At 62.9% G+C, this 26,028-nt stretch carries 34 protein-coding genes; all 34 read right to left on the bottom strand.

Annotated elements, in window-relative coordinates; genetic code table 11:
• Position 1 precedes the first annotated feature (1 nt).
• Entirely contained in the window at positions 2–295 is a 294-nt protein-coding gene (locus HCH03_RS01730; RefSeq protein WP_221688107.1) for a hypothetical protein, read from the bottom strand.
• The gene (locus HCH03_RS01725; RefSeq protein WP_221688106.1) at positions 296–1,996 is read right to left on the bottom strand and encodes a phage tail protein; all 1,701 of its coding nucleotides are present in this window, start codon (positions 1,994–1,996) and stop codon (positions 296–298) included.
• A 1-nt stretch (position 1,997) separates the two neighbouring features.
• The gene (locus HCH03_RS01720; RefSeq protein ID WP_221688105.1) at positions 1,998–2,462 is read right to left on the bottom strand and encodes a hypothetical protein; all 465 of its coding nucleotides are present in this window, start codon (positions 2,460–2,462) and stop codon (positions 1,998–2,000) included.
• A 3-nt stretch (positions 2,463–2,465) separates the two neighbouring features.
• Positions 2,466–3,311, bottom strand: coding sequence for a hypothetical protein (locus tag HCH03_RS01715; protein ID WP_221688104.1), 846 nt, complete (start codon positions 3,309–3,311; stop codon positions 2,466–2,468).
• Between the two features lies 1 nt (position 3,312).
• The gene (locus HCH03_RS01710; RefSeq protein WP_221688103.1) at positions 3,313–7,731 is read right to left on the bottom strand and encodes a phage tail tape measure protein; all 4,419 of its coding nucleotides are present in this window, start codon (positions 7,729–7,731) and stop codon (positions 3,313–3,315) included.
• A gap of 172 nt (positions 7,732–7,903) precedes the next feature.
• Positions 7,904–8,305 carry a hypothetical protein gene (locus HCH03_RS01705; RefSeq protein WP_221688102.1) on the bottom strand — a complete coding sequence of 134 codons (402 nt, stop codon included), beginning with the start codon at positions 8,303–8,305 and terminating at the stop codon, positions 7,904–7,906.
• Between the two features lie 62 nt (positions 8,306–8,367).
• Positions 8,368–8,655, bottom strand: coding sequence for a hypothetical protein (locus HCH03_RS01700; protein WP_221688101.1), 288 nt, complete (start codon positions 8,653–8,655; stop codon positions 8,368–8,370).
• A gap of 13 nt (positions 8,656–8,668) precedes the next feature.
• A complete protein-coding gene (locus tag HCH03_RS01695; protein ID WP_221688100.1) occupies positions 8,669–9,247 on the bottom strand; it encodes a hypothetical protein in 579 nt (192 codons plus the stop codon).
• A gap of 16 nt (positions 9,248–9,263) precedes the next feature.
• Positions 9,264–9,671, bottom strand: a complete 408-nt coding sequence (locus tag HCH03_RS01690; protein WP_221688099.1) for a hypothetical protein — start codon at positions 9,669–9,671, stop codon at positions 9,264–9,266.
• Positions 9,664–10,026 (bottom strand): hypothetical protein, encoded by a 363-nt coding sequence (locus HCH03_RS01685; protein ID WP_221688098.1) that lies wholly within the window; start codon positions 10,024–10,026, stop codon positions 9,664–9,666. The genes HCH03_RS01690 and HCH03_RS01685 overlap by 8 nt, the downstream gene beginning before the upstream one ends.
• Entirely contained in the window at positions 10,023–10,382 is a 360-nt protein-coding gene (locus HCH03_RS01680; protein ID WP_221688097.1) for a hypothetical protein, read from the bottom strand. Before HCH03_RS01680 ends, HCH03_RS01685 begins: the two co-directional genes overlap by 4 nt.
• On the bottom strand, positions 10,345–10,674 hold the full coding sequence (locus HCH03_RS01675; protein WP_221688096.1) for a hypothetical protein: 330 nt from the start codon (positions 10,672–10,674) through the stop codon (positions 10,345–10,347). Before HCH03_RS01675 ends, HCH03_RS01680 begins: the two co-directional genes overlap by 38 nt.
• 13 nt (positions 10,675–10,687) lie before the next feature.
• Positions 10,688–11,908 (bottom strand): phage major capsid family protein, encoded by a 1,221-nt coding sequence (locus HCH03_RS01670; RefSeq protein WP_221688095.1) that lies wholly within the window; start codon positions 11,906–11,908, stop codon positions 10,688–10,690.
• Between the two features lie 3 nt (positions 11,909–11,911).
• Entirely contained in the window at positions 11,912–12,745 is an 834-nt protein-coding gene (locus HCH03_RS01665; RefSeq protein ID WP_221688094.1) for a head maturation protease, ClpP-related, read from the bottom strand.
• Complete coding sequence (locus tag HCH03_RS01660) at positions 12,732–13,904, bottom strand: phage portal protein (protein WP_221688093.1); 1,173 nt, start codon at positions 13,902–13,904, stop codon at positions 12,732–12,734. The genes HCH03_RS01665 and HCH03_RS01660 overlap by 14 nt, the downstream gene beginning before the upstream one ends.
• Before the next feature lie 34 nt (positions 13,905–13,938).
• Positions 13,939–15,630 (bottom strand): terminase large subunit domain-containing protein, encoded by a 1,692-nt coding sequence (locus tag HCH03_RS01655; RefSeq protein ID WP_221688092.1) that lies wholly within the window; start codon positions 15,628–15,630, stop codon positions 13,939–13,941.
• Positions 15,602–16,021 carry a hypothetical protein gene (locus HCH03_RS01650; RefSeq protein WP_221688091.1) on the bottom strand — a complete coding sequence of 140 codons (420 nt, stop codon included), beginning with the start codon at positions 16,019–16,021 and terminating at the stop codon, positions 15,602–15,604. Before HCH03_RS01650 ends, HCH03_RS01655 begins: the two co-directional genes overlap by 29 nt.
• Positions 16,022–16,247: 226 nt before the next feature.
• Entirely contained in the window at positions 16,248–16,631 is a 384-nt protein-coding gene (locus HCH03_RS01645) for a hypothetical protein (RefSeq protein ID WP_221688090.1), read from the bottom strand.
• A gap of 193 nt (positions 16,632–16,824) precedes the next feature.
• Positions 16,825–17,295, bottom strand: coding sequence for a hypothetical protein (locus tag HCH03_RS01640; RefSeq protein WP_221688089.1), 471 nt, complete (start codon positions 17,293–17,295; stop codon positions 16,825–16,827).
• A 32-nt stretch (positions 17,296–17,327) separates the two neighbouring features.
• Positions 17,328–17,555 carry a hypothetical protein gene (locus HCH03_RS01635; RefSeq protein WP_221688088.1) on the bottom strand — a complete coding sequence of 76 codons (228 nt, stop codon included), beginning with the start codon at positions 17,553–17,555 and terminating at the stop codon, positions 17,328–17,330.
• On the bottom strand, positions 17,552–17,770 hold the full coding sequence (locus HCH03_RS01630; protein WP_221688087.1) for a hypothetical protein: 219 nt from the start codon (positions 17,768–17,770) through the stop codon (positions 17,552–17,554). The genes HCH03_RS01635 and HCH03_RS01630 overlap by 4 nt, the downstream gene beginning before the upstream one ends.
• Entirely contained in the window at positions 17,770–17,892 is a 123-nt protein-coding gene (locus HCH03_RS16535) for a hypothetical protein (RefSeq protein WP_281421038.1), read from the bottom strand. Before HCH03_RS16535 ends, HCH03_RS01630 begins: the two co-directional genes overlap by 1 nt.
• Positions 17,889–18,206: a hypothetical protein gene (locus HCH03_RS01625; RefSeq protein ID WP_221688086.1), complete on the bottom strand. Its 318-nt coding sequence runs from the start codon at positions 18,204–18,206 to the stop codon at positions 17,889–17,891. Before HCH03_RS01625 ends, HCH03_RS16535 begins: the two co-directional genes overlap by 4 nt.
• Positions 18,207–18,521 carry a hypothetical protein gene (locus tag HCH03_RS01620; RefSeq protein ID WP_221688085.1) on the bottom strand — a complete coding sequence of 105 codons (315 nt, stop codon included), beginning with the start codon at positions 18,519–18,521 and terminating at the stop codon, positions 18,207–18,209.
• Positions 18,518–18,685 (bottom strand): hypothetical protein, encoded by a 168-nt coding sequence (locus HCH03_RS01615; protein WP_221688084.1) that lies wholly within the window; start codon positions 18,683–18,685, stop codon positions 18,518–18,520. Before HCH03_RS01615 ends, HCH03_RS01620 begins: the two co-directional genes overlap by 4 nt.
• Positions 18,682–18,885 carry a hypothetical protein gene (locus HCH03_RS01610; RefSeq protein ID WP_221688083.1) on the bottom strand — a complete coding sequence of 68 codons (204 nt, stop codon included), beginning with the start codon at positions 18,883–18,885 and terminating at the stop codon, positions 18,682–18,684. The genes HCH03_RS01615 and HCH03_RS01610 overlap by 4 nt, the downstream gene beginning before the upstream one ends.
• Positions 18,886–19,161: 276 nt before the next feature.
• Entirely contained in the window at positions 19,162–20,322 is a 1,161-nt protein-coding gene (locus HCH03_RS01605; protein ID WP_221688082.1) for a hypothetical protein, read from the bottom strand.
• Positions 20,323–20,346: 24 nt separating this feature from the next.
• Positions 20,347–21,414 carry a DNA polymerase III subunit beta gene (dnaN, locus tag HCH03_RS01600; protein ID WP_221688081.1) on the bottom strand — a complete coding sequence of 356 codons (1,068 nt, stop codon included), beginning with the start codon at positions 21,412–21,414 and terminating at the stop codon, positions 20,347–20,349.
• Positions 21,411–23,897, bottom strand: a complete 2,487-nt coding sequence (locus HCH03_RS01595; protein ID WP_221688080.1) for a DNA methyltransferase — start codon at positions 23,895–23,897, stop codon at positions 21,411–21,413. Before HCH03_RS01595 ends, dnaN begins: the two co-directional genes overlap by 4 nt.
• Positions 23,898–23,962: 65 nt before the next feature.
• Positions 23,963–24,304, bottom strand: coding sequence for a hypothetical protein (locus HCH03_RS01590; protein ID WP_221688079.1), 342 nt, complete (start codon positions 24,302–24,304; stop codon positions 23,963–23,965).
• Between the two features lie 76 nt (positions 24,305–24,380).
• The gene (locus HCH03_RS01585; RefSeq protein ID WP_221688078.1) at positions 24,381–24,608 is read right to left on the bottom strand and encodes a hypothetical protein; all 228 of its coding nucleotides are present in this window, start codon (positions 24,606–24,608) and stop codon (positions 24,381–24,383) included.
• Positions 24,605–24,790, bottom strand: a complete 186-nt coding sequence (locus HCH03_RS01580) for a hypothetical protein (protein WP_221688077.1) — start codon at positions 24,788–24,790, stop codon at positions 24,605–24,607. The genes HCH03_RS01585 and HCH03_RS01580 overlap by 4 nt, the downstream gene beginning before the upstream one ends.
• Entirely contained in the window at positions 24,784–25,386 is a 603-nt protein-coding gene (locus HCH03_RS01575) for a hypothetical protein (RefSeq protein WP_221688076.1), read from the bottom strand. The genes HCH03_RS01580 and HCH03_RS01575 overlap by 7 nt, the downstream gene beginning before the upstream one ends.
• 9 nt (positions 25,387–25,395) lie before the next feature.
• Entirely contained in the window at positions 25,396–26,025 is a 630-nt protein-coding gene (locus HCH03_RS01570) for a Lin1244/Lin1753 domain-containing protein (protein WP_221688075.1), read from the bottom strand.
• Between the last annotated feature and the right edge of the window lie 3 nt (positions 26,026–26,028).

Below are 26,028 nucleotides of genomic sequence, written 5' to 3'. Positions count from 1 at the left end.
GTCATGCCTCCTCGTCGACGACCAGCTCGGCCGTCATCGTCGTGTTCGCCGGATCGACCGACAGCGCCCATCCGCCCTCGCCGACCCGCCCGTCGTCCGCGCCGATCCCGCGGGGCTCGCAGCCGTCCGGCTCCTCGGTCCACCGTACGCGCAGGCCGTCCCCATACTCGGCGCGCGCCTCCGCCGGCGTGAGCTCGGCGCCGCCGCCGTCGACGACGACCGCCCTGATCGAGTACCTGCCGTCGACGACCCGCGCGCGCAGCGCCAATCCCGGTCCTTCCATGAGTCCTCCCATCTACCCGACCACCAGGCTCGCCAGGAAGTCGGTCTTCTCGTCCACGTCGGCCGGGCTGATCGCAAGCGCCATCCCGTCCTCGGACAGCCGCGAGTCCGAGGCGCTGATGGTCCCGAACCGGTCCTCGCCCATCCTCTGCCACCGCCACTCGACCCGCGCCGTCGGCCCGAACTCGGCCCTCAGGGCGGCTCCGTCCGGCAGGCGGCGCGTCCCGTGGAACACGACGGCGCGCAGCACGGTCGAGACGGAGTTGTTCTTGAACGCGTTGCCTGCCGACGAGTCGATGTGCACCAGCACCGCGTCCTCGCCGTCCCTGCCGGGGTTGCCCGTCATGACGGCCGGCGAGCCCTCCACCGTCGTGCCGTCTCCGCGCGCCGTGACGGGCCTGCGCCAGATGTAGCGGCCTTCTTCCCATTTTGGTTGGTCGGACGACCACCCGTCCGCCGGAGGGTCGCTGTTGCTGTCGGACACCGCGTACTCGTCCCACGAGTCCACCACGGCGGCATCGGCCTTGGCGGCGGCTTCCTTGGCCGTCTGGTCGATGCCCTGTACCGCCTCGTACTGCTTATTGATCGAGGAGTTTAGCGAGGCGATCTTCGATGATTGTTTGCCGGTGAGGGTGTCGTATTCGCTGCCAAGCGTATACCTCGATTGATCTGCGTTATCGAGGTCGAGGTGCATGTTCGTGCAGATAAAGTACTCGTCGAACCCATGCGGCCTCGAAGTGGCCCTGATGTAGTTGCCGAGAATAAGCCGGTCGATATTTTCATCGATCATATGCAAGTCGACCGCAGTCAGTTCCATCGTGTCCCCGAACCGAACGTTGGCGGCATTTCGCATGCCAGCCTGCAGCAGGTTTTCGGGGAGCGTGATATCCTCGAATTCGACAACGCGCTCGATAATCCCGTATTTTTTCGCATTGCCTACGCTGACAATGCCGTTTCCCGCTTTCTCGAATCCAGCTTGAAGAGGGCCATCGGGCAGCTGGTCTATCGTTACTTCTTTGTCGCCGCCTTTTCCGATCGGGATGAGCTTCGTGCAAAAGCCAGTCGAGTCTCTTCGCCTTGCGAAATCGAGCAAGTTCACGCCGAACTCTATGCGTTGCGCGGTTGTGGTTCCCCCACCGGCTAGGTAGTCGATATAACGCAAATCTCCCTCGTGGCGCACCCTCACATATCCGCCCAGTTTTCCGAGCAGCTTTTCCTTTATTTCGCTCGAAACATTCGGCCTCATGCTCGATTCGCGCAGGATGTGATTGTTCGGGTCGAGCATGGCGCCCTCGTTTATGCCGACGATGAACCGATCTCGCGCATCCGCTTTCGCGTTGTATTGCGAAATGTACCAGTTAAACAAGCCGTCAACCGTGCTTGGCACGTCGTCCGATGTCGTCGAGTACGGCGGGAGCGTTTTGTCGTTCAAGTACGACAACTCTCCTTCGCACGTGTAGAGCACGTTGCCGTCGAAATCTTCTTCGCAATCAAGCGCCCTGCCGCGGAACCTCACCGTGTCCCCATCGACAAGGACGAGCTCGCGCGTTTTGTCCTTTATCTCGATTTTTTTGTAAAGCGGATGCGTTCTCGCCAGCTTGAATTTAAGGGTATCGGAGGCGTTCAGATTGAAGTCGCATGATTTTTCAAAGGCGATTTCTACGTCTGACCTTGCGTCGTGGACTATATCGTTGCCGCACAATATCCGATACATCTTACTTCCACTTTCCGATGATCAGAATATCGCACGATTTAGTACGCGTAGAGTTGCTTGGTTCTTCGGTGGGGCAGTAGTAGATGATGTCGACGCTGGAGTAGCTCGCCGCGCGCGGACTGGCCTTGCACTCGATTGCTGCAGAGTCGACGCAACTCGTAAGGACAACCGGATTGCTGTCGACGAGAGGTATCGGGTAGTTGACCTTAAAACTCTTCGAGCAGTAGCTTGTTCCCGGTATCAGCGTGGTTGTGCATTTGTAATTGGATCCGTGGTCAAAATGCCCCCACATTGCGATAACGCCGCATGCCAGTTTCAGGTACTCCATTTGCGAGTTGGACCCATATCCAACCGGAAGCGGTAGCGCATCGAGCTTGTCAGAATTAAGGTTGATTGCCTCGAGAAACTGGGCGAATGTGTCAGACTGTGCGGGTTTTTCAAGATTGATGTTGGTTGTGCTATCCATGGTCTACAAATCTCTCCAATCGTAGTCGATGTAAACGGCGTATCTCTCGCTTTCGGCGCTCACGCCGAACTCGGCATCCACGATGCGCTCGCCAGCGTGCATGCCGATGGTGTCGAGCTCCCAATCCGAGATGAGCACGGCCCCGGCCCTGACGCCGTCCCAAATGAGATCGGATATGCGGTTGCGCGCATAGTCGCCGATCAAGTCATCGGCGTAAGTGGACATGGGGACGTTTCCGTCTCCGAGGTAGCTGTTGAGGTAGATTTCATTGGTGCCTTCGGACAGCCACAGGTCGTTTATCTTGTAACTTCCGGGTTGCATCCGGGCAAAGCAGCCGTTGGCGTCCACTATGGTTTCCGAGGCAAATTCAAACGTGGGGCACACCGGCATGCGGCCGCTTTCGAGCGTTACGACGATGCCGCCCGCCGCGTTAACTCGGAAGGTCTGCACACCCTTCGATTTGTAAGGCTGCGCGTCAATCGTCACGGTGATCACCGGGAATGGCTCGAAATCGTCTGAAAATGCAGTGACGCTGAACCTGCCGTCGTAGGTGTAGCCAGGGTCGCGGCTCAGGCGGTACTTCAACCGCCTGCCGTTCCATGCGTTCATCACCTTCGTTTTCACGCGCTCGAAATCTACCTCGGGATTCTCGTGAGTCATCGTGATTACGTGGCGTCTGTTCGAGAAAACGACATCACCGGCGAGTGCCTCGGTCACGTCGATGACGCCGTTTCCGCCGGGGATGTCGATGGTGTAGAACTTGCCTTGCGGAGGTGTATCTTCGACCTGAATCGAAAAGCCCATATCGTCAGACCTGAGCCCGCCCGCCTCGATGCATTCTTCCTGCACTCTAAAACCCCCCGTCTTTCCTTGCTGAAGATACGGACATCGCCCGATCGACGAACGGTGTTGCGATGGTCCCAACCGACTTTCCGTCCAAGTCGATGCGCATTTTCGATATGGACTCGTTCTGCTTTTCGATGGCCGAGACGATCCGATCAGCCGACCTGTCGTTTATAACGGCGGCACTCGTGGCCGCCTCGATACGCCGTGAATCTTGCACGCGCATGTTGAGCTCGTCGTTCAGCGTCTTCCTCATCGCCGACGAATCCACTTTTCCTCTCATCGAGATTTCCAGAGGCGACCCGAATGCTCCGCCTCCTGAGAAGTCGATGACGGCCGATGTTCTCGCAATGTCTGCAAGGGACGCGGCAATGGCATCGGCCTCCGCATCGATCTCGGGTCGGGCGTTGCGCATGCCTGTTGCAATGTTCCGCACCAAGTGCTCGCCCCAGACCGCCTCGCCTTTGCCGCCCTCTCGAAGGACGCCCTCCTTGGGCACCGTGTGGCCCAGGATGCCCGCAACCGTTGAAGCGACGGCGTTCGCGGCTCCGGCCACGAAGTCGATCATGCCCCGTATGCCGGCCGCGAAGTTCTGCACCAGGTGGCCGCCCCACGACGACGCGTTGTCGTTCTGCGAGCGGAGCCCGCCGCCTGCCGCCGACGCGACGGCGCCGCCCTGGGAGCGCGCGTTGCCGGCGTGGCCGCCGACTCCGGAGGCGTACTCGCCGCCGAGCTTCGACCCGGGCGACGCGTCGCCCGTTCCGAGGCCGGAGGTGGCCCCGGACGCGACGCCGGTAGCCTGTGCGAGCGCGTTTCCATACTGGTCGCCGAGAAGGCTCGCGAACGCGGCGCCGAGGGCGGAGCCGCCCGACGCGTCGCCCGTCCAAAGCCCCGACGTGGCGCCTCCTGCGACGCCGGCGCCGCTCCCTTGCGCGCTGCCCGTCTGCGAGCCGACGCCGGAGGCGTACTCCGAGCCCGTCGCCTCGCCTATGCCGAAGGCTCCTTCGACGGCCTGGCCCAGGGCGTCCACGACCATGTCGCCGAGCGTGGCGGCCGCGCTTCCCGGCTCGCTCGAACCGTTGATCCCCTCGGCCAGCCCTGCGGGAACCGTCTCGCCGGCCTCCTTGGCCCTGCGGGACGGGCTGTGCGCGTCGAGGGCCTCCATGATGGCCTTGATGACCTCGTCGCCCAATCCTGCGGCGGCGAGGGCGGCTTCCAGGCCGTCTCCCATGCCCTCGGCCATGCCCTGGTCGACCGTGACGCCGGTTTGGCTGTAGTCCTTGCCCGTGAGCTCGCTTATGACCTTCTCGCCGATTGATCCGGCCGCGAACGTCACCTGGCCGGAGCCTTCGTAGATGCCGTCTGCGATCTTGCCCGGTATCTCGATTCCGTACGCGTCGCACATGCCGACGATGCTGGATAGGTTGCCGTCGAAGCTCGACAGCATGGCCGAAAGCTCCTCGGCCGACTTAGCGGACAGGTCGGACGTGGAGATCCCGCATTGGGAAAGAGCCTGCGACAGGGCGTCGGCGTCGACGCCGGAGTCGGAAAGCGCCTGCGAGAGCTCGCCGTTGCTGGCGATGAATCCCGCTATGTCCTCCTTTGTCGAGCCGATCTGCGACCCCAGTTCCGCGAGGTAGTCGCTGTACCGCTTGATGGCGTCGTTGGTGGCGTCGTGGTGCGCGCGCTCCTCGTCGAGCGCGTCGATCACCTGGGTGTAGGCCTCGGCCTCCTCGCGGCACTCGGACACCTTCTTGCCCTTCATCTTCTCCGTCAGGGCGTCGCGCTCGGACTCGAGGCGGGCTATCTCCATCAGGCTCTCGGCCTCGTCCTGGTACAGGTCCTTGAGGCCCTGGCTCGCCGCCTCGTACCGAAGGCGCTCCTGCTGCGCCGCCACGACGGCCTGTATGGCGTCGACCTGGCCGTACAGGGCTCCGTTGGCGTCGTTCGTCATCTGGAACGACGTTCCGCACGCCTCGTTCACGTTGTCGAGGGCGTCCTTCAGCAGCGCCTGCTCGCCAGCCGTAAGGTTTGACTTGGTGCCGAGCTCGTGGATCGTGTCCATGTAATGCCCGAGCATGCCGGCGCTCGACCCCGCCTCGTTCATGGTGTCGGCAAGCGAGTCGGCAAGATCGGCGTGAGCCTGCGCGAGTTCGTCCGCCTTCCCCTTCACGTCTGCCGCCGTGGCGCCAAGTTCCTTCAGCGACGCCGAGGCGGAGGACGTGCCGGAGTGCAGGCCGTCGAGGGATGATGACAGGCGCTCGTTCGCGGCCTTCATTTCCTTCGACCGCTTCTCCGCCTCTCCCATCTCCCTGGCGAAGTCGATGACGGCCATCACCAGGGAACCGACGAATGCCGCAGCGAGGCCCATGGCGGCCGTCTTGGCGGCTCCCATCGCGACCGACGACATCTTGACCGTGTCCGCGTGCTTCTTCACGGCGGTTTCGGACGCCTTCGTCTCGGCCGTGTAGCCCTTGATCGAGCGTCCGGCTTGCGACGTGTTCTGATCGACCGTCGCGAAGAACTTCGATACCTTTTGCAGCACGCTGCCGAACGTCTCGATGTTCCTCACGCCCTTGCCGAACAGGTTGAGGACGGGGCCGATGGCCGCCGACAGCGCGACCGCCTGCAGGACGGCCCGCTGCTCGCCCTCGCTCATCTCGGAGAACTGCTTGGCACCGTCCGCTATCGCCTTTATGAGCGGTTCCGCGCACTCGACCACATCGAGAAGAGCGGCCGCGAGCGGCCCTCCCACGTCGTCCGCTACGGCGGTGACGCGGTTCTTCAGCATATCGAACTGGGCGGCGAGCGACTGGTTGCGGTTGTCGACCTCTTTCGAGAGCGCGGTGTTGGCGCTCCATTCCGCGTTGGCCTTCGACACCGCGTCGGCCACGAACTGCGAGTTTCCGCCGAGGCGCTTCATGACGTCGGCCTGCCGGATCGAGTCGATCCCGAGATCCTGCAGCATAACGGACATGTTGCCGCCCTCGGCGGTCGTGGCCTCCATGTTGGACAGCAGCGCCGAGAGAGCCTGCACGGGGTCGTTCCTCCACGCGTCGGAGAACTCCTGCGCAGACATGCCGGCCGTCGACGCCCACGTCTCGAGGGCGCCGTTCACCTTGTCGATCTCCTTCTGCGTCATGCCGGTCGTGCCGGCCATGGCCTCGCCGGCTAGGGCGATGTCCTTGTCGATCTGGGCCATGATGGTGCTGATCGCCGTGCCGCCGGCCTCGGCCTCCACGCCCATCGAGCTGAGCGCCGTCGCGAGGCCGAGTATGTCGGCCTGGCTCATGCCGACCTGCGTGCCCGACGCCGCCAGGCGCATGGCCATGGACGAGATGTCCGACTCGGTCGTGGCGAAGTTGTTCCCCAGCCCGACGATCGCCGAGCCGTAGTTGCTGATCTCCTCATGGCTCATCTTCGTGATGTTCGCGAACTGGGCCATCTCCGTGGCCGCCTGGTCGGCGTCCATGTTCGTGGCGATGTCGAGGCCGGAGACCACCTGCCCGAACTCGTCGAGCTCCTCGATCGCGAAGCCGAGCTGAGCGCCGAGGGCCTGGATGTCGAGGATCTGCGACGGTTCGACCGCGTTCGTCAGCGAGAAGTCGATGGCGGCCTGCTTCAGCTGCTGGTACTGCTCCTCGGTTCCGTCGACGGTCTTCCTCACGCCGGTCAGCGCCGTGTCGATGTCGACCGCCGCCTTGACCGTGGCGGCGCCGGCAGCTACGACCGGCATCGTCACGCCCACGGTCAAGCCGCGCCCGACCGCCTGCATGCCCTGGCCGACCTTCTGCGTAGCCTCCTTGAACGCGTCGGCTTTCTGCGCGGCGGTCCTGTAGCTGTCACCCAGCTTGTCGGCGGCGTCGTCGGCGAGCTGAAGCCTCTCCTTGTTCTGGCCCAGCTCTGTCGAAAGGCCCCTGATCTTCGCTTCGAGCTCTCTGGCGGAATCGGAGTTCCTGCCCTCGGCGACGACCACGTTGGCGTACTCCTGCTTCAGCTGCTTCAACTCCGCTTCTTGGAGCTTTATCGCTTGCGTGGTCTGGCCGTACTCCGTTTTGGACTGCGCGAGCTTCTGGCGCGCCTGCTCGGTCTGGTTCGCGTACGATTGGAGCGTCGCCTTGGCGTTCGTGAGCTGGTTTTCCAGCTTCTTGACCTCGGTGCTGTTCTCGCCGTAGACGAAGCGCGCCGCCTCGAGCTTGTTTTCCAGGCCGCCGACGACCGCCTGCTGCTCGCGCTGCTTGCTCGTCAGAAGATCGACGCGCTGCGACAGGAGCTGCGTCGAGGTCCCGTTCTTCGTCATCTCCTGCGAGTTGAGCCGGAGCTGCGCGTTCAGCCCGGTTACAGAGGTTTTCGCCTGCTCTATACCCTGCTCGAACTGGTCCACCACGGCTTTGAAGATTACCTTGGCCTCGTTCTTGCTTGCCATTCTTTTCACCCCCTGTTTTTCTCGGCAAGATGCTCGCGCTCTCCCGCAAGCCATGCGTCGTAAGCGCCTTTACTGTCCGCGACGGCCCGGACGAACGAGAAATCCGCGTGAAAGAAAAGGCCCTCGGATATTCCGAGGACCATCACGTAATAGGTGTAGTAGTCGTCTGGCTCTAGGAGCTCGAACGACGGAACCTTGATTTTCTGCTTCGTTCCACGGGCGCGCTCTTCGAAAGCGTCGCGGAAGGCCGTGCTTTTTTTGGAGCGCACATCTCCTGGTACGCCCTGCGCATCGCGGCGCGGTCGGGCGGTAGGTTCATGAGGAATTCTTCGAACGAGCCGTACCGGTCGTCCGCACCGTCCCTGTAGCAGGCGCAAAGATAGGCCGCGTAGAGCAGCTTCGCGGTGTCGAGCTCGCCGTTTTCAGATTTGCCCGTGGTGATGCCGTTGTAGTCGTCCCATACTTCCTTGTTCCGTTTCCACAGCTGGTAGAGCGCGTGCATCTGCAGCGTCATTCGCGCCTCTCCGTCCATCATCTCGTAGACGATGGTGGTGCTCGGGTATTCTTTTCCCATTTGGAACTACCTCCGAAAGGAGCGGGGTGGCAGGATGACCGCCCCCCCCCGCTCTTGGATTGCTACTGCTTCTTGACGTAATCGCCTGCCGCAAGGATCTCGTCGAGGCGTTCCTGCGTGACCTCGATGACGTCGCCAACCGTGTTGAGCTTTCCCGTGCAGCGGTCCTTGAACTTGCTCGTGACGACGACCGCGACCATGTGCACCTGCTCGGCTTCCGTCCCGGTTGCTTCCACGGATGCTTCCGTCCCGGTGTTTTCCATGGATTCGGGACACACGGCTTCTTTGGCTGGTTCCTTCGCCGCGTTCTTGGCGGCTGTCTTGCTGGCGGTGGTTCGCGTTTCGCCCATGTCGGACGCCCCCTTACGCTTTCGGCGCCGCGACGAGGTCCGGCGTGAAAGATTCCATCCAGCCGGTCTTGATGGCGTCGGAGAGCCCGGCCGCCAGCGCCTCGTACATGCCGCGCCCCGTTTCGTCGGGGGAGAAGCCGATTTCGAGCTCGGTCTCGGCGACTTCCTCCGCGCCGTTCTCGATGGAGCGCGCGGGTCCGGTCGACACGACGCAGGACGGCCAAGCCTTGAACTTCTCAACGTCGTCCTCGTCGAACACGTCGCCCGTGACGGTCGCCGCCGGATGGCGGGAGTCGCGGCCGTAGGCGCTCACGCCGTCGGCGAGGTCTTCGGCGTCCATGCCGTGCAGCTTGATGTAGAGCGCGTACGGCATGTGCGCCGTCAGCTTCAAGGTGCCCGCGCCGGTTCCCCAGGTGCGGTTCTTGATGGTCACGCCTCGTCCCTTTTTGATGAGCTTGCGCACCTCGCTCTCCTCTTCGAGCTTTCCGATGACCTTGACGGGCCACACTTCCTTGTTCTCCCCTTCGCCGAAGATGAAGTTGAGTACCTTCACGTCGTATTCCGAGAAAATGGTTTCGTTTACGATTGCCATGTATGAGCAACCCCTTTCATTGGTTGAAGTCGTCGACCAATCCTGCGATGCATCGGTCGATGATGTCTGATTGCTTCGATTCGGCTCCGCGAAGCATGAACCGCTGGTTGCCGGCGTGCTTCCGCGTGCTGGTCCCGTCGTCTGGGAAGTAGAGGTAGCCGAGCCTTCCACGCGCCGCGACGGTCACTTGCAGGCTCCCGTTGTCCTGCGAAAGGCGGCTCGCGCCGCCTGGCTTGCCGGCGATAGACGCCGTCTTTCCCGGCCACTTCCGACCGGAAGGGTTGATCAGTCCGGGGACGGCCCGCTTGATGATGTTCGCGCCCTCGCCGTGCAGCACGCCGTCGACCACCCGCCCGCACCCTTGGCCGTACTCCCCCATGCGGCGCTCGAGCGTTTCAAGGCTCGTGTAATCGACCTCATGCATCTGGAAGCCGCTTTCTCGGCCTGACGAACTCGAGCGCGAGGACTTCCACCGTGTCGCTCGTGTTCGGCTTCACGACGTAGTCGTAAACGCCGTTGACGTCTGCGAGCCTCACGCCCTTTATCGACGTGACGGCTTCTATCACCTTTTCGGGCAGACCGTCTGGCACGAACTCCTCGCGGACTATCGCGACCTCGAAGGCGTCCGCGTACCCGGTCTTGGCCGAGTTCGGGCGCATGGCGCGGCGCGAGAAGACGATGTAGTCCCACGGCTTCTTCCGGTCGAGTTTTTCCGCCGTTCCGTAGAATACGTTGGGGTCTATTTCCAGCAGCTTCTCCTGGATGTCGTCGAGTATCATGTTCGGCCCTCCAATTCTCCGGCGCTTGACAGGTACAGGAACATTTCCCGCTTCGACCTGTCGATGTGCGACAGGTCGAACAGGTCGTTGCCGATGACGGCCTTGCATGCGGAGTCGATGCCGCCGAAGGCGGGGGTCCTAACCTTCATCGAAAGCGTGAACCCCTGCTGTTCGGCAAACGAGAAGTCCTGCTCTCGGCAGGACTTCTGGGCGAACGCGAGCGTCGCGACGTGTTCCATGTGGTCGAGCGAGCGCGGGTTGCGCTTCGCCCCGAAGTCGGTCTTGCGATCCTTCTCGCGGTAGACCGCCACCATGCCGTCAGGGTAGGTCGGGAGCCTGCTTTTTCGCTTCAGCAAAGGCCGTCACCTCCCATTTCTGGCGCGCAACCGCTATGTCGCCGGAGTAGTTGTCCGCGAACTCGTCGTCGTCCGCGTCGTTCCATTGGTAGTAGCAGTGGGCAAGGAGCAGGCGATGCTCGATCCCCGGCTCCGCGAAGTCGAACTCGACGGAATCCGGAATGCCGACCTTGAAGCGGATATCGGCCTCGGCGCTCGGGATGATGTCGCCTTCGAGGCGCTCGTCCGTGTCGGGATCGTCCCACGTGATGCGCAGCTTGCGCTTGACCTGATCTAAAAGCCCGTCGCCCATCGGCCCTCACCGCCTAGACGGTCGGCGCGTCGTTCGCGCCGTTCACGTCGACCGCGCCGCCGACCTTGACGGTGATGTACGCCGGGTCGAGGTTGCTGATGTCGAGCAGAAGGAACGAGGTGTTGTCGAACGCGCGGCCCGTGCCGTACTGGATCACCTTGAAGTAGCGGGTGTCTTCCAAGAACTTGAAATCGTCGGAGAAGTCTATCTGGCCGTTGCGGTCGCCGCCGAGGAACATGTTGTACTCTTCGAGCAGGCCGAGCAGGGCCTCTCCGTCGCCGAGCTCGTTGGATACGATGACCTCGGTCGGGAACGGGAACAGGTCGTTGACGTACTTCCCTGCCGTGTTGAGCGCGGTCGTTGCCGGCATGATCTTCGTGAGGTAGTCGCTCATGTTCACGATCATCTGGACCTTGGAGAACTTCCGCAAAGCACCCTTCTCGGTCTTGGCTATCTTGCCGAGCAGCGCGCCGTAGGTCGCCGGCGTGAAGTCGGTCACCGTCTCCTTATTCTTGCGCGGGTAGCCGTCGGTGGTCGAAAAGGAAACGCCCTCGTGAATGTCGCGGTCCATGCCGATGGGCTCCTCCACGCCGGTTCCGGCGATGCCGCCGGCCTCGAGGCCGCAGTACAGGGCCTCCATGAGGACGGTGCGGATGTAGCCGTCGAGGAACACCGGGCCGAGGTCGAGCATGCCGCGCTCGATGAACGCGTATGCGGACAGCTTGGACTGGTGGATGTCGATGACGCGGAACCCGGACGTGATCTCCTTGGTGATCGCGTCGGTGATCTTCCCCCACACGGCCTTCTGCTTCGTGTGGTCGCTCAGGATCCACTTCACGGCGTACTTGACGTAGGTGAAGCTCATCTTGGACAGAAGCTCGTGGTCTTCCTTAAGGTCATTGAAGACGGACTCGATGGTGGTGTCCGGCATGAGGGCGTCTTCCTCGTCGGACCCGATGATCTCCGTGAACTTCTGCTGCGGGTTGTCGGACTTCAACGCCTCGGCGAGGTTCTTGTAGTACCGCATCTCCTTGTTGGTGAGCTGGCGGTATCCGCGCTGCGCGAGGATCGTGGAGTCGTTGGACGCCTTCACGTCCTCGAAGTCCTGGACGATCTGTTCGGCAAGCTGCGCGTGGAACTGCTCCCACGCCTGCTCGATCTGCGCCTGGTCGCCGGACTGCATCGCCGCCGCCATGACGGTTCCGATGGTGGAGTTGTTAAGTTTGATTGCCATAGGTTAATCTTCCTTTCGGTTTTGGAATGCGCTCGCAAAGAAAGAGCAGACGGCCTCTTCGGCCCTCCGCTCTCCAGGTTCGGCCGGCGGTTCTGCCGGCTCCGTTCGCTGCCCGCAATGCGGGTCGGGATCATGCCCCGGCTCGGCTGGCGGGTCCGGTTCGGCCGGCGGATCGTCGGGCTCCGGTTGGGCCTGCGCCGCCGGTGCGCGATCGTGGTTCTGCGGCTCTCCGCTCGCGGTCACCTTCGCGAACACGGCGTTGCGGGCGTTCTGGCTCGGCGCCTTCGCGTCGAACGACTCGATGCCGGTCGCGAAGCCCATTTCCACGGCGTCGGCCGGCGCGATCCACGATTCGGCGTCCATGAGGGCGGTGAGCTCGTCCTCGGTGATGCTCACGTTCGCCATGTAGGCGTTTTTCGAAGCCTGCGTGATGGCTTCGATGTCGTCGGCCGTCTTGCGCAGCTCGGCGGCGTTGCCGCTCGCGTACGTCCATGCGTTGTGGATCATCAGCAGCGACGCGTCGTGCATGATCCGCTCGTCGCCTGCCATGAAGATGACGGACGCGATGGAGCACGCGAATCCGTCGCAGCGCGTGACGACCTTCGCGCTGTGGCGCTTGAGGGAGTTGTGGATCGCCAGCCCCTCCGCCACCTCGCCGCCGTAGCTGTTGATGTTCACCTCGATCGTGTCGACGCCGGACAGCTCGTCGAGCCGCGTGGACAGGTTGTAGGCCGACACGTCCGATTCGAGCCACGGCCACGACGTGATGTCGCCGTATATGTCGATCTGGGCGGTGGCGCCTTCCTGGACGAGCGAGTAGTACCTATTGCTTGCCATTGTCGTTTTCACCTCCTTCGTTGAGACGGTTCATTGCGTCTTCTGCAAGGCTGTAGTTCTTCGTGATGAAGTGGGCCTTGGAGAATTCCGTGTTGAGCGGCTGGTAGCCGAGGTTCGCCAGCACCATGTCGATCGAGAACGCGCCGCTGGAAATGAGCTTGTCGATCCCGTTCGCCACGTTGAATATGTCGACGTGGTTGATGCGCTTCGTGTCGACGACGACCTTAGAATCGCCGAGCCATTCGCCGTAGGTGTAGCTTTTTCGCGTGAACTCGTCGTTCAGGACGGACGCGATGGGATCGACCGCGAACGTGAGGAACTGGTTCACCACCTCGCCCGTGTTCGTCATGTTCCCGTACATCATCGAGTTCGGGATCTTGAACGCCTGCGCGGCGCAGTCGAATATCTCCTTGCGCATGGCGATGATGTCGCTCGCGTCGCCCGCCGTCTCGTGCTTCATCTCCTGCAGGTCGTACCCCTTGAACTGCGGGTAGATGGCGTTCGGTGAATTCATGAAAGCGTCGAGCTGTTCTTTGACCACGTCGTTGTACTCCTTGGCGAACTTGTCGTCGCCGACCCTGACGTTGTCGAGGACGAGCTTGTACTTGCGGCCCCTTGTGGCCCTGAAGCCGTCGATGGCGGCCCCGATCAGCTTCCCGTAGTCCGTGTAGAGCGAGTCGACGAAGGACTTCACGTTCCGATCGTTCAGCTTGAAGTGGAAGACGTCGGAGGCCTTGTACTCCCTCTTGATCGCCTGGCCGTCGATGACGATTCCCTTGAAAAGATGCTCCTTCATCGGCACGCGGTCTGGACTGAAGCTCTCCGCCGCGTAGATGTACTTCGATCGATACGGGACGGCCAACGCCGACCCGTCGTAGCACATGCGCTGCACGATGTAGTCGACGAGCTCCGTTCCGGTTTGGTTCGGGTTAGGGGACACGTTCAGCCTGTAGTAGAGGTCGTTCTTGACCTCCTCGCCCTTGTCGTACACCTTGATCTCGCACCCTGCGATGGCGTTCGATATGTAGGTTGTCGCGATGTGGAGCGCGAGGTTCTTGAACGCAACCCGGTCGCTCAGGGAGTCGAAGGCCGCCTCGAACTCGGCGTCCACGATCCTGTTCGACAGGAAGTTGAAGTGCCTTGTCAGGAAATTGGCCATGCGCACCATCCTTTCTTGCGGTATGCGGCGTTTTTTATTCGTAGATGAGCGGGGAGAAGAACGTGAGCTCCGACGTCTCGGGTATCTTGTCGGCGATGCGGAAGGCGGCGGCCAGCGCGAAGAACCCGTCGGTTTTCCTGCCCCTCGGCTCGATCTTCTCGAACTTGAAGTTCCCGTTCATCCAAGGGACGATCTTGGTGTTGTTCGTGAACCATCGCATCGCCGGGTCGTTTCCCCAGACGATGTTCCCGGTCATGAAAGCGGAGTTGATGATCGGCTGCACGCGGGCGTGGTCGGATGGGCGGACCTTGAACACCGTGCCGTCCTTCGCGTCGTAGCCGAGATCGCGCAATTCGGAATGCACGATGTCGTAGCGGAAGTCGTCCATCGCAACGCATACGATGTCGTAGTTCCGCTGCGCCTCGTATATCCAGTCAGTGACGAGCGACGTGTGTATTTCGACGTCGTCGACTAGCGTTATGATCCCCAGGTCCGACCATTCGTCGAGAGGCACCTTGATGCGCGCCTTGTCGCGCGAGTTCAGGCAGAACCACGAATGGTGGATCGCGTCGTACCGGTCGCCGTCCTTGAACAGCAGCACGGCGGAGAACATGTCGTTCTTCTGCGCCACGTCCAAACCGAGCACGCACGGTCTGCCGGACAGGTCCGGAAGCTCCCTGCTGGCCTTCATCAGGTTCTCGCGCGACGTTATCTCGTGCTCGACGTCGCCCTGCGGGATGCCCATGCGGCGCGTCATGAGCGACGCGTTTCCTCCCGCCGGGTTCTTATTCCACTTGCGGTACTCCTTGCGGATCTTGTTCATGAACCGCGCCGGCAGGTACCTCAACGACGGATTGGCCTTCTCCCAGTTCTTCTCGTCGTGCACTTCATCCGCGCTGTCGAGGGTGCAGACGAAAGGCAGGATGCCGTTGTCTTCCTCCTCGCCGTTCAGTATCTCGTCGCAGGTTTCAAGCACCGTGTCGAGGACGCCATCTCGGATGTCCCCGTTCGACGAGATTATCGCCATGCGGCTGTGGTCCACTTTTCCTAGGCCGGTCGTAAGAACCTCGATCAGCTTCCACTTGACGAACTCGTGCACCTCGTCGAACACGACGAGCCCAGGGCGCCCGCCGTCCTTGCTGCTCGCGCCGCTCGTGAGGTACTTGATCACGGATCCGGTCGACTGCGACGTTATCTCGGTCTTGTTCCAATCGAACGATTTTTTGAACCGCTCGCGGTCGCCGTTTAGGATGACCCGGATATCCTCGAACGAGATCTTCGCCTGGTCTTCCGAGTTGGCGCAGATGTTGACGTTGTAGTTCGGGATGCCGTTCGAAGCCGTAACGAGGCAGAACGACATGAACGAGATAAGGCCGTTCTTGCCCGCGCCGCGTCCGACGATGCAGTAAAGCTCGTCCCATCGCGGCTCTCCGTCCCTCTTGAACACGCAGAGGAACAGAACCAGCACGAACCATTCCCATGGGAACAGCTCCTTGAACGGGAAGAACTGTAGCAGCTTCGAGTAGGCGGCGATCCGGTCGGTGTCGATGACGAGCTCTTCTTCGGCGAACACCTTGCGAACGTATGCGCACAGCTTCTTCTGGCGCTCGCACGACCTGACCTTGCCGGTTTCGACCAACCTTAGATAGCCGGTAATCTCCGGGCATTGGATCCGCTTGCGCTTGCGCGCCTTGAACTTAGAGGAGAGCGGCGGTTTCGTCTCCATTCCCATCACCGTCCCCGCGCGACCCAACGTCGACACGGTTCCCTGGGTCAAGTTTCAGCATCTTCGAAAACTCCCGGTAAGACCGGTCTTCGGCTAGGCGCTTCTTCTGAGCGGCGGTGGCCGCCTTCTCGTCGTCGAGCGTTTCGGCCGCGTTCTCCTCGTCGAGGTACTCGCACGATTTCTGGTAGGAAACCGACATGAGGGCGAGCGATTCGACGTCGATGCTCCCGTACACGTTCCGGCCGGCCATCGCGTTGATCGCCTCCATGTAGCGGGCGTTCTTCACGAAGTGTTCGAGGGCCGTCCCGCTCAGCCAGGCAGGAGGCGAAACGCCGCCGCTAGCCGCGTAAACCTCGCGCGCCAACCCGTCCGCTATCTCGTCTTTGGTCATGTGCGATTTGCCCTTGACGATTTTCAGGGCGGTTGGGTCTCTGGGCCTCGCCATGGGGCGGTCACCTCCTCTGGTTTTTTGGGTTTAAGGAAAGATTTTTCCGGAGGCTGATGCCCCCCGCGTTGCATCGCCCCCCGGCTGAACACCCCAATAGGGGGGGCCGGGGGGTATGCTTCGGTTTGCTTTGCCGATTCGATCGGTTCCGAGCCGTCAAGGCGGCTCTCCGCTACCACCATTCCTCGGTGACGGGATTCCTCTTGTTCGGATTGCCCATGAGCTTCCGGCCGTGCACGATGTTGTGGCAGTCGTTGCACAGCGGGTGAAGAACCTCGCGCCTCGTGCCGTCAGGCTCGTCGACGTATCGCGTCAGCGCCATGTCGGGCCGCTTCTTCACCTCGAACTCGTGATGCACCGTGTCTGCCCTCGCGTACCGCTTGTCGATCGGCAGGTCCTCTCTGTCCTTGTGGAACTCGCATTCGTTGTGGTGGTCCTCCATCACGGCCGCGCGCAGGTCGCGCCAGTCGGATGTCTGGTAGAACTTGTATAGCTTGTCATCATGGATCAGGCAGCGTACCCAGTCGGCTAGCGACCTGTCCGCCGGAACCCTCATGCGAACGCCTCCCTAATGCTTGATGCCGAACACCTTCAGCTGCCGCTCCTTCAGAGGACCGCCCGGTTCTGCCGTAGTGTTTCACCACCTTTTGCCAGACCTCCTTTTCGGGGCATGAAAAAAGCCGCCCTTGCGGACGGCTTTACCTGGATATCACTATAGCAGGATATCGACTGCCAAACACTGCCGACTTTCAGACGGCATCGTGGGAGTTGACCCTCCAACGCTCCGGCATGCGGCCGTACAACTCGGTTATGCCGTCGACGCGCATCCGATAGACGTGACGCTCGCTCACGTGCAGGGCCGCCGCGACCTTGCTCCACGGCATGCCCTGCACGTACTTGAGCCACAGCACCTGGCGGTTAGAGGAGATTCTTGGGCTGCACAGGCTCCACGCCCTGTCTATCTCGTCGGCGTTGGCGGCGAGCGCGTCGGCGTGGCGCTCGCGCTGCTCGACGAGGCGAGCCACGCCGTCTGGTACGGCGTGGCCGTAAGCGTTGGGCGACTTCGGCATGCCGGAATACGCGATCCCGTGGACGCCGAGGTCGTTCTCTATCTCGGCGATCCGCTCCCTGATACGGTCGATCTCCTTAACGCGGCCCGCTATGTCAACCAGGTAGGCCAGCACGTGGTACTCCATGCCCTCGAAGGTTATCGTTTCCAAAAAGCAACCTCTCCTTTACAGCAAAGACGTACTCATCTAAAAACCGCCATCCCGCAACGCTCGCACTTGTGCAGCAGCTCGTGCAGGCCGCCTGCGCGGAACCACCCCATCGGGACCAGGTCGCCTCCGCACAGAGGGCACTCGTGCTTGCCCATGCGGCTTGTGTCGGCGCTTTTAAGCAATGGGAGTTTTTGATTCGTTCGGTACACGTAGTCAGGAGCACTGATCGTGCACTGCATATCTGTAGTTATTCTACTCATGCGTCCTCCCTTCGCTCCGCCCAGGCGCAGTACCCGCCCGGCTCCGTCCTCCACAGCGTGCGCTTGCACCACAGGTACGGGCCGCCGCGCTCGTCCACGGCGCCGTCGCCGAGCATGGCGCAGTCCCGGCACCTCACCAACTTCGCGCACCCGTTGGACAGGAACCATGCTTTCGGCACCCGCGTCTCGTCAGAATCAACTACGTACTCGGCCACTAGCGGCCTCCTCTCCATCGTCTGACATCCTCCACGAGCAGCGCCACGGCCGGCACGAGAGCCCACAGGCACACCAGGAACATGGCCGAGAACGCCACGATGGCGATCCATGCGAGCATCATCGCCCATCGCTTCCCGGAACGCGTATCTCCTCGATATCCGTGATCGTGGAGAACGTGGGATCGTAGCGGGCGTTCCACGTTTGCGCGGCCTCCTCGGGCGTGTCGAACAACATGCCGCCCATGTAGTCGTAATTGCCGTCGGTGCAGAGCGGGCACGTGTCCCATCCCTCATGGTGCAAGCAGTACGACAATCCGCTCCACGGGTCGGACTCGTAATCGCACCCTATCCTTCCGTGGTAGTTGCCCTCGTCGTCGTGTACTCCAATCCACACGTCGTGGTCGTGCCCGAACGGGCACGGCTTAAGCTCTACCATCTACACCGCCTCCTTCGCGCCCTGGACGTCGTAGTAGCCCCTGGCGGCGTTCTTCTCGTACACTGCTCGCACGGCGTCGCCCGCGTCGATGCCGTTATCCCTTTCGAGGATGCGCAGCATCGTCTCGCACGCCTGGATGACGTCTACCACCTCGACGGCGACGGCGTCGGCGTCCGTCTTTCCGTGCGAGAGATCGCAAGCCTCCGAGAACGCCTCGTAAACCTCATGCGCGATGGACGCGCCCTGGATCAGCTGGTTCACGCTGCAATCGCGCGCCCACTTCGTCGGCGGGAACGTGTATGCGAAATCGGTCATTTCAGGCCCCTCTCTATGTACTGACGGTACCGCTGGTACTGCTCGATGGCGTTGACGGTCGTGTCCTTTCTCGATCCGTCGTAGCCCAGGCAGCAGCCTATCTCCTTGGCGTACTCCTTCAGCTGCTTGACCGTCATGCGGCACAGCTCCTCGTGGGTTTTCATGCCGCATCACCTCCCGTCTTGCTCCGCAGCCTGCGCTTGAAATCCTCGATACCGCCAAGCAGCCTATCGACGCGCACGTCGAAGCGGTATGAGACGGTTCCGCCTCCCCACGGCTTCGGCCCTGCGATGCGTACGTCGTCAACATAAAGGCTCGGGCCTTCGCAGCCGGAGACGACCTCGAACTTGATCGTTTCGCTCATGCCGCATCGCCTCCTCTCTCGAATCGCTGGCACTCGTACACGTTCGTCCGCCACGGCTTGCCGCCCGGCGACCTCTTGCCGCGTCTGCGGATCACGCAGCGCGGAAACCCGAGGCCGAGCGAGCACCTGTGCGTCGTGACGAGGTCCTCCCCTGTCGTGGCGATGACGTGCGAGCACGCAGCGCAAGCGACGTACTTGTCTTTTCCCTCGAATCGCGGCATGGCTACTCGCCTCCGTTCGCACGCTCGCACTCGCGCACCATCCGGTAGTCCCGCACTATGCGCGCCGTGTCGGGACGCACGCTGCCGTCCGCTCGTCGCCCATGCCCACCTTCCACTCGACGATTTTTCTATCGTTACTCGTGTAGTATTCATCGAACGCGAACATCCCAGTGCCCGTGTAGCACGTTCGGTCTCTGTATATCCCGTACATTTCTTTGTTAAGATAGCTATCGCCTCCTTTCCACGCCATGCCGTGGTCGTGCATCGCGCGGCAGAAGTCCTTCGCCGCTTCCTCGGTCTTGCAGTTCACCACGAATTCGTTGCGCCTGAGCGCGTCCCAGTCGAACGCGCTCTTCTCCAGATCGTCCATTTTCATCTGCTGTCCTCCCATCGTCCTGGCGTCCAGCTCGCGCTGCCGGCGCAGCAGGTCGGCTATCATGGCCTCGTTCTGGGCCGCATAGTCGGCGAGGTGGACGATCTTTTCAGAGCTCCATCCAAGTACACTGTCGCAGTACGTCGCCGGATCGATCGTCGCGTCCTCGTCGATGCGCTCCTGGGTGTCGGGCTGGGTGTGGGTGAGCTTTTCGGGAGGCATCCATCCTCCGCCGACGCACCACACCACACCGCGATCGATTTGTTCGACGACGAAAGGCTTGCCGTCCAGCGTGTACATCGTCTCGCCATCCTTGATCGGCAACCCGTCAGCGCCCAGCACCTCGGGCTCGGGCCGCTTGACGCGCTCTCCTGCGGCGTGTTCGAGGATGGCATCGAGCAAGCCGTAGCCGCTGCCGTCTAGGTGCAGAGCGACGGCCGTCACGTGCTCCGGCGCGTCGTCGCGCGTGATCGGCGAACCGTCGTCCCAGCAAGGCCAAGTCAGATCGCAGGGCATCAGGCGCTTGTCCAGCTCGGCGAACACGGCCTCGTGCACGGTCGCCGGGTCGCCTTCGAGCGGCACTCCCAGGGCACCGGCAACGCGAGCGCGGAACTCAACCATGTGGTCATAGGAGTCGGCCAGGTTGTCGACGCTGCATGCTTCGCGCTCGCGTTCTATCTGGTCGGCGATGGATCGTAGGGTTGCTTCGAAAGTTACGCCTAACGGCTTCGCTCCCCACTTTTCACAGCATTCGTATCTCAAGTAGCTCCAGAGCGGTGCGTTCGTGGTATCTTCCGCTAACTCCCTCAGACGCTCGATTCCGCTCATTTCCTTATCGGCCATGTCGGCCTCCTTTCCATCGGTTGCTTAATCGCGCATCGGCATGACGATGTTTCGGCACATGCCGCCGGTGACGATGATCGGCTTCATCGGGCCGTTGAGGCCGATGGTCACCTCGTCGGAATCGCACGCCTTGACCGCCGACTCCAGCATCCTGATCGAGCACTTGACCCGCCCGCTCCCGTCGCACTCGCAGGCCGCGTGCGAGACGGCCGAGCCGTCCTCGCCGTCGCTCGACCAGGTCGACACCGCACCGTCGTAGACGAACGTGACGGGGCTCTTGCCCCCGCTTCCGGCGGCGCACATGCGCAGGGCGCCCAAGACGTCCTCGCGGCGGAAAACGGCGCTGCTCGCCACCGTCTCGGGCATCATGGAGCGCCACTTCGGGTACTTGCCGTCGATGAGGCGCGACGTCATCACGGTTCCGCCGGACGACACCCTCACCTGCCGCCCCGATGACGCGATGGAAACGTCGCCGCAGCAATCCGAGGCGGCCTCCGCCATGAAGCCGGACGGGAATACGAGGCTGAACGGCGCCCCCTCGCCGATGGGGAACTCGCAGCGGCACAATCGGTAGCTGTCCGTCGCCACCATGCGCAGGACGTCGCCGTCGCGCTCGACCAGCACGCCGGCCAGAACCGGGATCTCCGCGTCGTCGACCGACTTGGCGGCGAACGGGACCGCCGTCTTGGCCATCTCGGCGAACACGACGCCCGGAACCTCGAGCGTCTGCTCCGCCTCGACCTCCGGGAAGCCCGGGAAGTCGGACGGGTTCAGCGCCGGGACGCGGAACGAGGAATTCCCGCACCGCACCGACGCCGACCCAGCCGATGCCGCGACCTCCACCGCCTCGTCCGGCAGCGAATTGACGATCTCCAGCAACCTGCGTGCCGGCACGAGCGCGGCCCCTCCCTGCTCGACGAGCGCGGCGGCCTCGACCCGCAGGGACCGGTCGCCGTCAGCGGCCTCCACGGAGAGGCCATCGCCGGCCTCCAGCTTCGCGCATGCGAGCAGGTTCGTCTTGGACCCCGCCGCCACACGGGCCGCTCCGGTGAGCGCCGCTTGCAGCTCGCCTCGATTGATGCTGAACTTCATGCCGATATCCTCTCCAAGTAGTCAAACAACGTGGGCATGGAACGCCTCTGCTCCTCCGCCTTGAGGTACCTCACGCCGTCGCGGAAGTACTGATCGTTGAGTTCCGTGGCCCTCCCCCGCCGCCCGAGCGCCATGGCGCGCAGGGGAACGGTCATGAGCCCGCCGAACGGGTCGTACACCAGCTCCCCGGGGTTGCTGTATCGTTCGATCAACCGGTCGACGATGTCGAACTGCAGGGGGCAGACGTGCATCATCTGGCGCTTGCGCGACTGCTCGGTGTTGAGCGTGCGCATGCGGTTGACGTCCGTCCACACGTCGGGGTGCCAGCTCGCCGGCGCCAGCGACATGAACGACGACGGGAGGCGGCCCTCCCCGTCAAGCTCCTCGCCGAGGGCGACGTGGCCCGCGTAGTCGTAGACGCTCGAAAGCGAGTGCTCCGAGAACGCCTCCATGACGCCCTTGACGTCGAGTCCCGCGAAGTCGTCCGGCGAAAGCGGGCGGTCGCCCGACGAGCGCCAGAACGCATGGGCGTCCACCTGCCAGCGCGCCCGCGTGTACTCGTCCTTCGCCTTGGTCACGGGGACGTCGGCGTAGCCGCGCGTGCGGTCGCTCTGGGGCTTGTGGAAGAGCAGGACGTACTCGGGGCTTCCGACGCCCATCTTCGTTCCGTCCTTGCACTGCTCAGACCACCCGAGCCGGTAGGTCTGGTTGTTCTCCCGCACCACGTCGGTAACGACCGTGACCATGCCGAGGTAGTCGAAACCGTGCTTGATGCCGTGGGCTATGACCTCGGCGTGGAACGGCTGCACCGTGGGCAGGCCCGCGCCCGTGACGGATCCGAAGTTGATGCGGTCCTTGGTGTGGCACGCGTAGATGCGCCCGGGTTTGAGGACGCGGTACAGCTCGGGGGTCAGAAAGTCCATCTGGTCGAAGAAGTGGCCGTCGTCGTCGGTGTGGCCGAAGTCGTTGTAGCTGGGGGTGTACTCGTAGTGGTTGCTGAAGGGGATGCTCGTCACGATCAGGTCGACCGAATCGCCCTCCATGGCGGCCGTCTCGATGACCGTGTCGTTGTTGACGGCCGTCCATCCCTCGCCCGACTCCTCGACGCGCTCAACCCCGATGCTGCGCTTCATGGCCTCGGACGTGTCGGCGAGGCCGTGCTCTCTGATGATCTCCCGCATCCTCGCGTTCAGCTCCTCGTAGCGGCTCCATTTCTCCTTCAGGGCCCGCACCACCTCGCGCTCGCTCTCGGCGTAGACGACGTCGATGCGCACCGGATCCGTCTGCTGGAAACGCTGGACGCGGTGGATGCTCTGGATGAAGTCGTTGAACTTGAACCCGACGCCAACGAACACCTCCCGGTGGCAGTGCCGCTGGAAGTTGCAGCCGGATCCTGATAGGATCGGCTTGGTGGCGAGGATGCGCGACTTGCCGTCCGAGAAGTCGACCACGCGCCGCTCGCGCTCGTCGATGTCCTGGCTCCCGTACACCTCGACGGCCTCGGGTATGGCGGCCTTGATGGCGCGGCGCTCGTCCTCCAGGTCGTGCCACAGGATGAAGTGGTCGCCCGGCGACTCCTCGACGATCTCCTTGGCCCTCTGCACGCGGGCGGCCATGGTGGCGCGCTTCTCGCGGCTCGCGTCCGTCACCGACAGGGCGGCGTCGCGGAACAGGCGCCCCTGGCCGTCGCGGTCGGCCGGCGCGCCCTCGGACATGTCCACGGGTATCTCGTGCCACGCCACCTCGATGGGCGGCAGGTCGTAGCCCTCGTCCGAGTACCCTAGGTCGCTCGGCTTCTGGACGAACACGGCCCACGACGCCAACCACAGCCAGAACTCGCGCTCCTTGTGCGGGTACAGCGTCAGGTTGTTGGCCTTGGTGCTGTCCCTCTTGAAGAAACGCGTGAGCGCCTGGCCCGTGTCCATGACGCCCAGGAACCCGGCGTAGTGGATCAGCTCCTTGTAGCGGTTCGGGCTCGGCGTGGCGGTCGCCACGAACCGGTACGGGACGTCGGCGAACAGGTCCGTGAACGTCTGGTACGTCTTGCTGCCGAACGAGCGCAGAACGCTCGCCTCGTCCAGGCTGGCCGCGACGAACAGCGAGGGGTCGAGCCTGCCGTCGCGGACGCTCTCGTAGTTCGAGAGGTAGAGCCCGTCGCCGCCTACCTCCTCCGTGCGGCGCACGAACGTCGGCTCCAAGCCGAGCAGTTCCGCGTCGCGCCTGAACTCCTGGCGCACCCCGAGCGGGCACACGATCAGCTGCCTGCCTCCCTCCCTCTCGCCCACCAGCCGCATGATCTCCAGCTGCATGAGCGACTTTCCCAAGCCGAACGCCGCGAACACGGCGCGCCGGCCCCCCTGCACGGCCCAGCGCACGATGTCGCGCTGGAAGCCGAAGAGGACGTCGCTCACGCCGTCGCCCGGGTCGAACCCCGACGAGGGGACGCGCGTTCGCTTGCCCTCCAGAAACTCGATGTAGTCCATTGCATCCTCCATGACGAGGAACGGCCCCCGTCGAGGGGCCGAACCTGCTTAAAGTTCGATTAACGCTAGAAGAGCGAGAGCTGCATGCTCATCAGCCCCAGTTCGGAGGCGCGCCGCTCGATGACCTCGGCCGCCTTCCGCAGGTCGGCGTACCCGGCGCACCATCCGTGGTAATCGCCGCGCTCGTCCTCCGCGTAGATGCCGACGTGCCGCATGCCGCCCTTGCCAGGGACCGAATCGTCGAAACGGCCGAAGTCGAGCCGTATGGACGATTTCTTCCCGGCGCAGACGGCCCCTTCCTCGTTGGCCTCGAACCTGCACACCTGCAGGCCGTTCGCCCACGCGAGCAGGTCGGCGTCCGTCATCGTCTCGATGTCGTACCCTTCGCATTGCCTTTCGAAGTCCATGCTTCATCCTTTCGTTTCGACAGCCGCAGAACGGCGGCTGCGGCCAGGATCGCCAGCGCGAAGCACGCGAGCGAGGTCATCGCGGCACCCAGCATTCCGCGTCGCTCCCCGTCCTCTGATCGTCGACGTCTACCGGATCGCCGCACTCGCCGCACATGCCGACGTCTCCGTAGACGTCGGCCCCGCAGCAGGGGCACGAGAGCGACACCTCGTACAGATCGCACTTGGCGCACGTTCGGCACGTCACGTAGTCCGCGTACTCGGCCGGAGCGTGCAAGATGGGGTTGCGCTCGTGCGGTGTCATCGCAGGGCCTCGAACAGCTCGCAACGGTTCCAGCGAATGTCCTCCGGTCGGTCGGACGCCTTGCACCAGATGCTCTTCGGCTCCTCGATGACCGACGCCTTGAAAACCGCCTTGATCTCTCCCGTGCGCTCCCAATCGTAGTTCGCGCACCTCTCGCACAGCGGCACGGAGCACGTCAGCATAGCGGCCTCCATCCGTCCGTTTCGAGCGCCGTCTGGTACTTCGTGGGCTCGTCGGTTTCCAGGAACTCCCAGTGCCCGCCTACCAGGACGTTTCCCGTCCTCCTGTCGGTTTGCTCGGTGCCGACCCAGCGGAAGTGAAGCATCCCGGCGTGCGCCTTGCCGTGGCACCCGCCCGCGTTGCCGTCGCCGCACAGCCTGATCGTTGGCTTGGCTACCTCGCGGCCGTCCCTGACGAGCTTCCCTGCCCCGCGCCTGACGATGTGGTGCCTGTCCGTCGCCGGAGCGCCGCAGATGCAGCACACGCGCGCCTCGTTATCGACGGACGGCTTGCCCATCATCGGCAGCAGGATCGCGTCGACCGTGCAGACGTCCTTGGACGGCTTCCGGTGCCGCTTCCGGGGCGGCCTCTGGTAGCTCGCCTTGACTTTCGCGGCCCGCTTCTTACGGTCGCGCTCGCGCCGCTCGGCGTTGATCTCGGCGCGCTTCTCCGAGCACGCCGGGCACGGGCACATCAGTCCCGCGCCCCTGGCCGTGCCGTGGCGCCTGTCGTCCGGGTCGGCCATGAGGTCGGCCCGGTGCTCGTCGTTGGTCTTCATCGAATCCCCCTATCTCCACGCAACCGCGTCGGCGTCGAACGAGTCGAGGCAGTTGTTACAGTCATACCGTCCGGTTTGCGTGTTGCGCCAAACCCTGACCCCGCACATGGGGCACATCGGTTCCGCGGCAGGCGGCGCGGCATCGGCCGCAGCCGCGTCGCCGGACGCGCTAGGTTTAGTAGTGCTTGCTAAAGCACTACTAACCTTTGTTTTGTTTTGTTTTGTTGGCATTGCGTCCGCATTGCGTTTGCTATGCTGACGCTTATGCGGTTGCTTTGCGTCCGCATTTTTCCATCTGGATTCGGCTGCTGACGTGGCTTTTCTTCGCTTATCCTGATACGCCTCTATGTTTCCCATGGCGCGCTTTGACCGGATCGTCCCGTCGGTTTCGCCAGCCTCGAAAAGGCCGGCGGAAACCATGGCGCCAACCCATGTTTCGAGGTCGTTTTCGGTGCAGCAAAGCGTGTGGCAATGCACGCGCATTGCACGTGCATTGCCGACGCATACATCGCGCTCGTCTCTGTGCATCTGCTCGACGAGGTACCAGTAGGCATCTACGGCGGCTCCGCCGCATTCCAGCCGCAACTGCATGATGCCGGTGTCGGTGGCCGCGTCGGTCGAATGGTCGAAGTACCTCATGGC

Origin of the sequence: Gordonibacter massiliensis (ex Traore et al. 2017), from assembly GCF_019731765.1 — a bacterium.
Classification (GTDB): domain Bacteria; phylum Actinomycetota; class Coriobacteriia; order Coriobacteriales; family Eggerthellaceae; genus Gordonibacter; species Gordonibacter massiliensis.
This window is presented reverse-complemented; position numbering and strand designations above follow the sequence as displayed.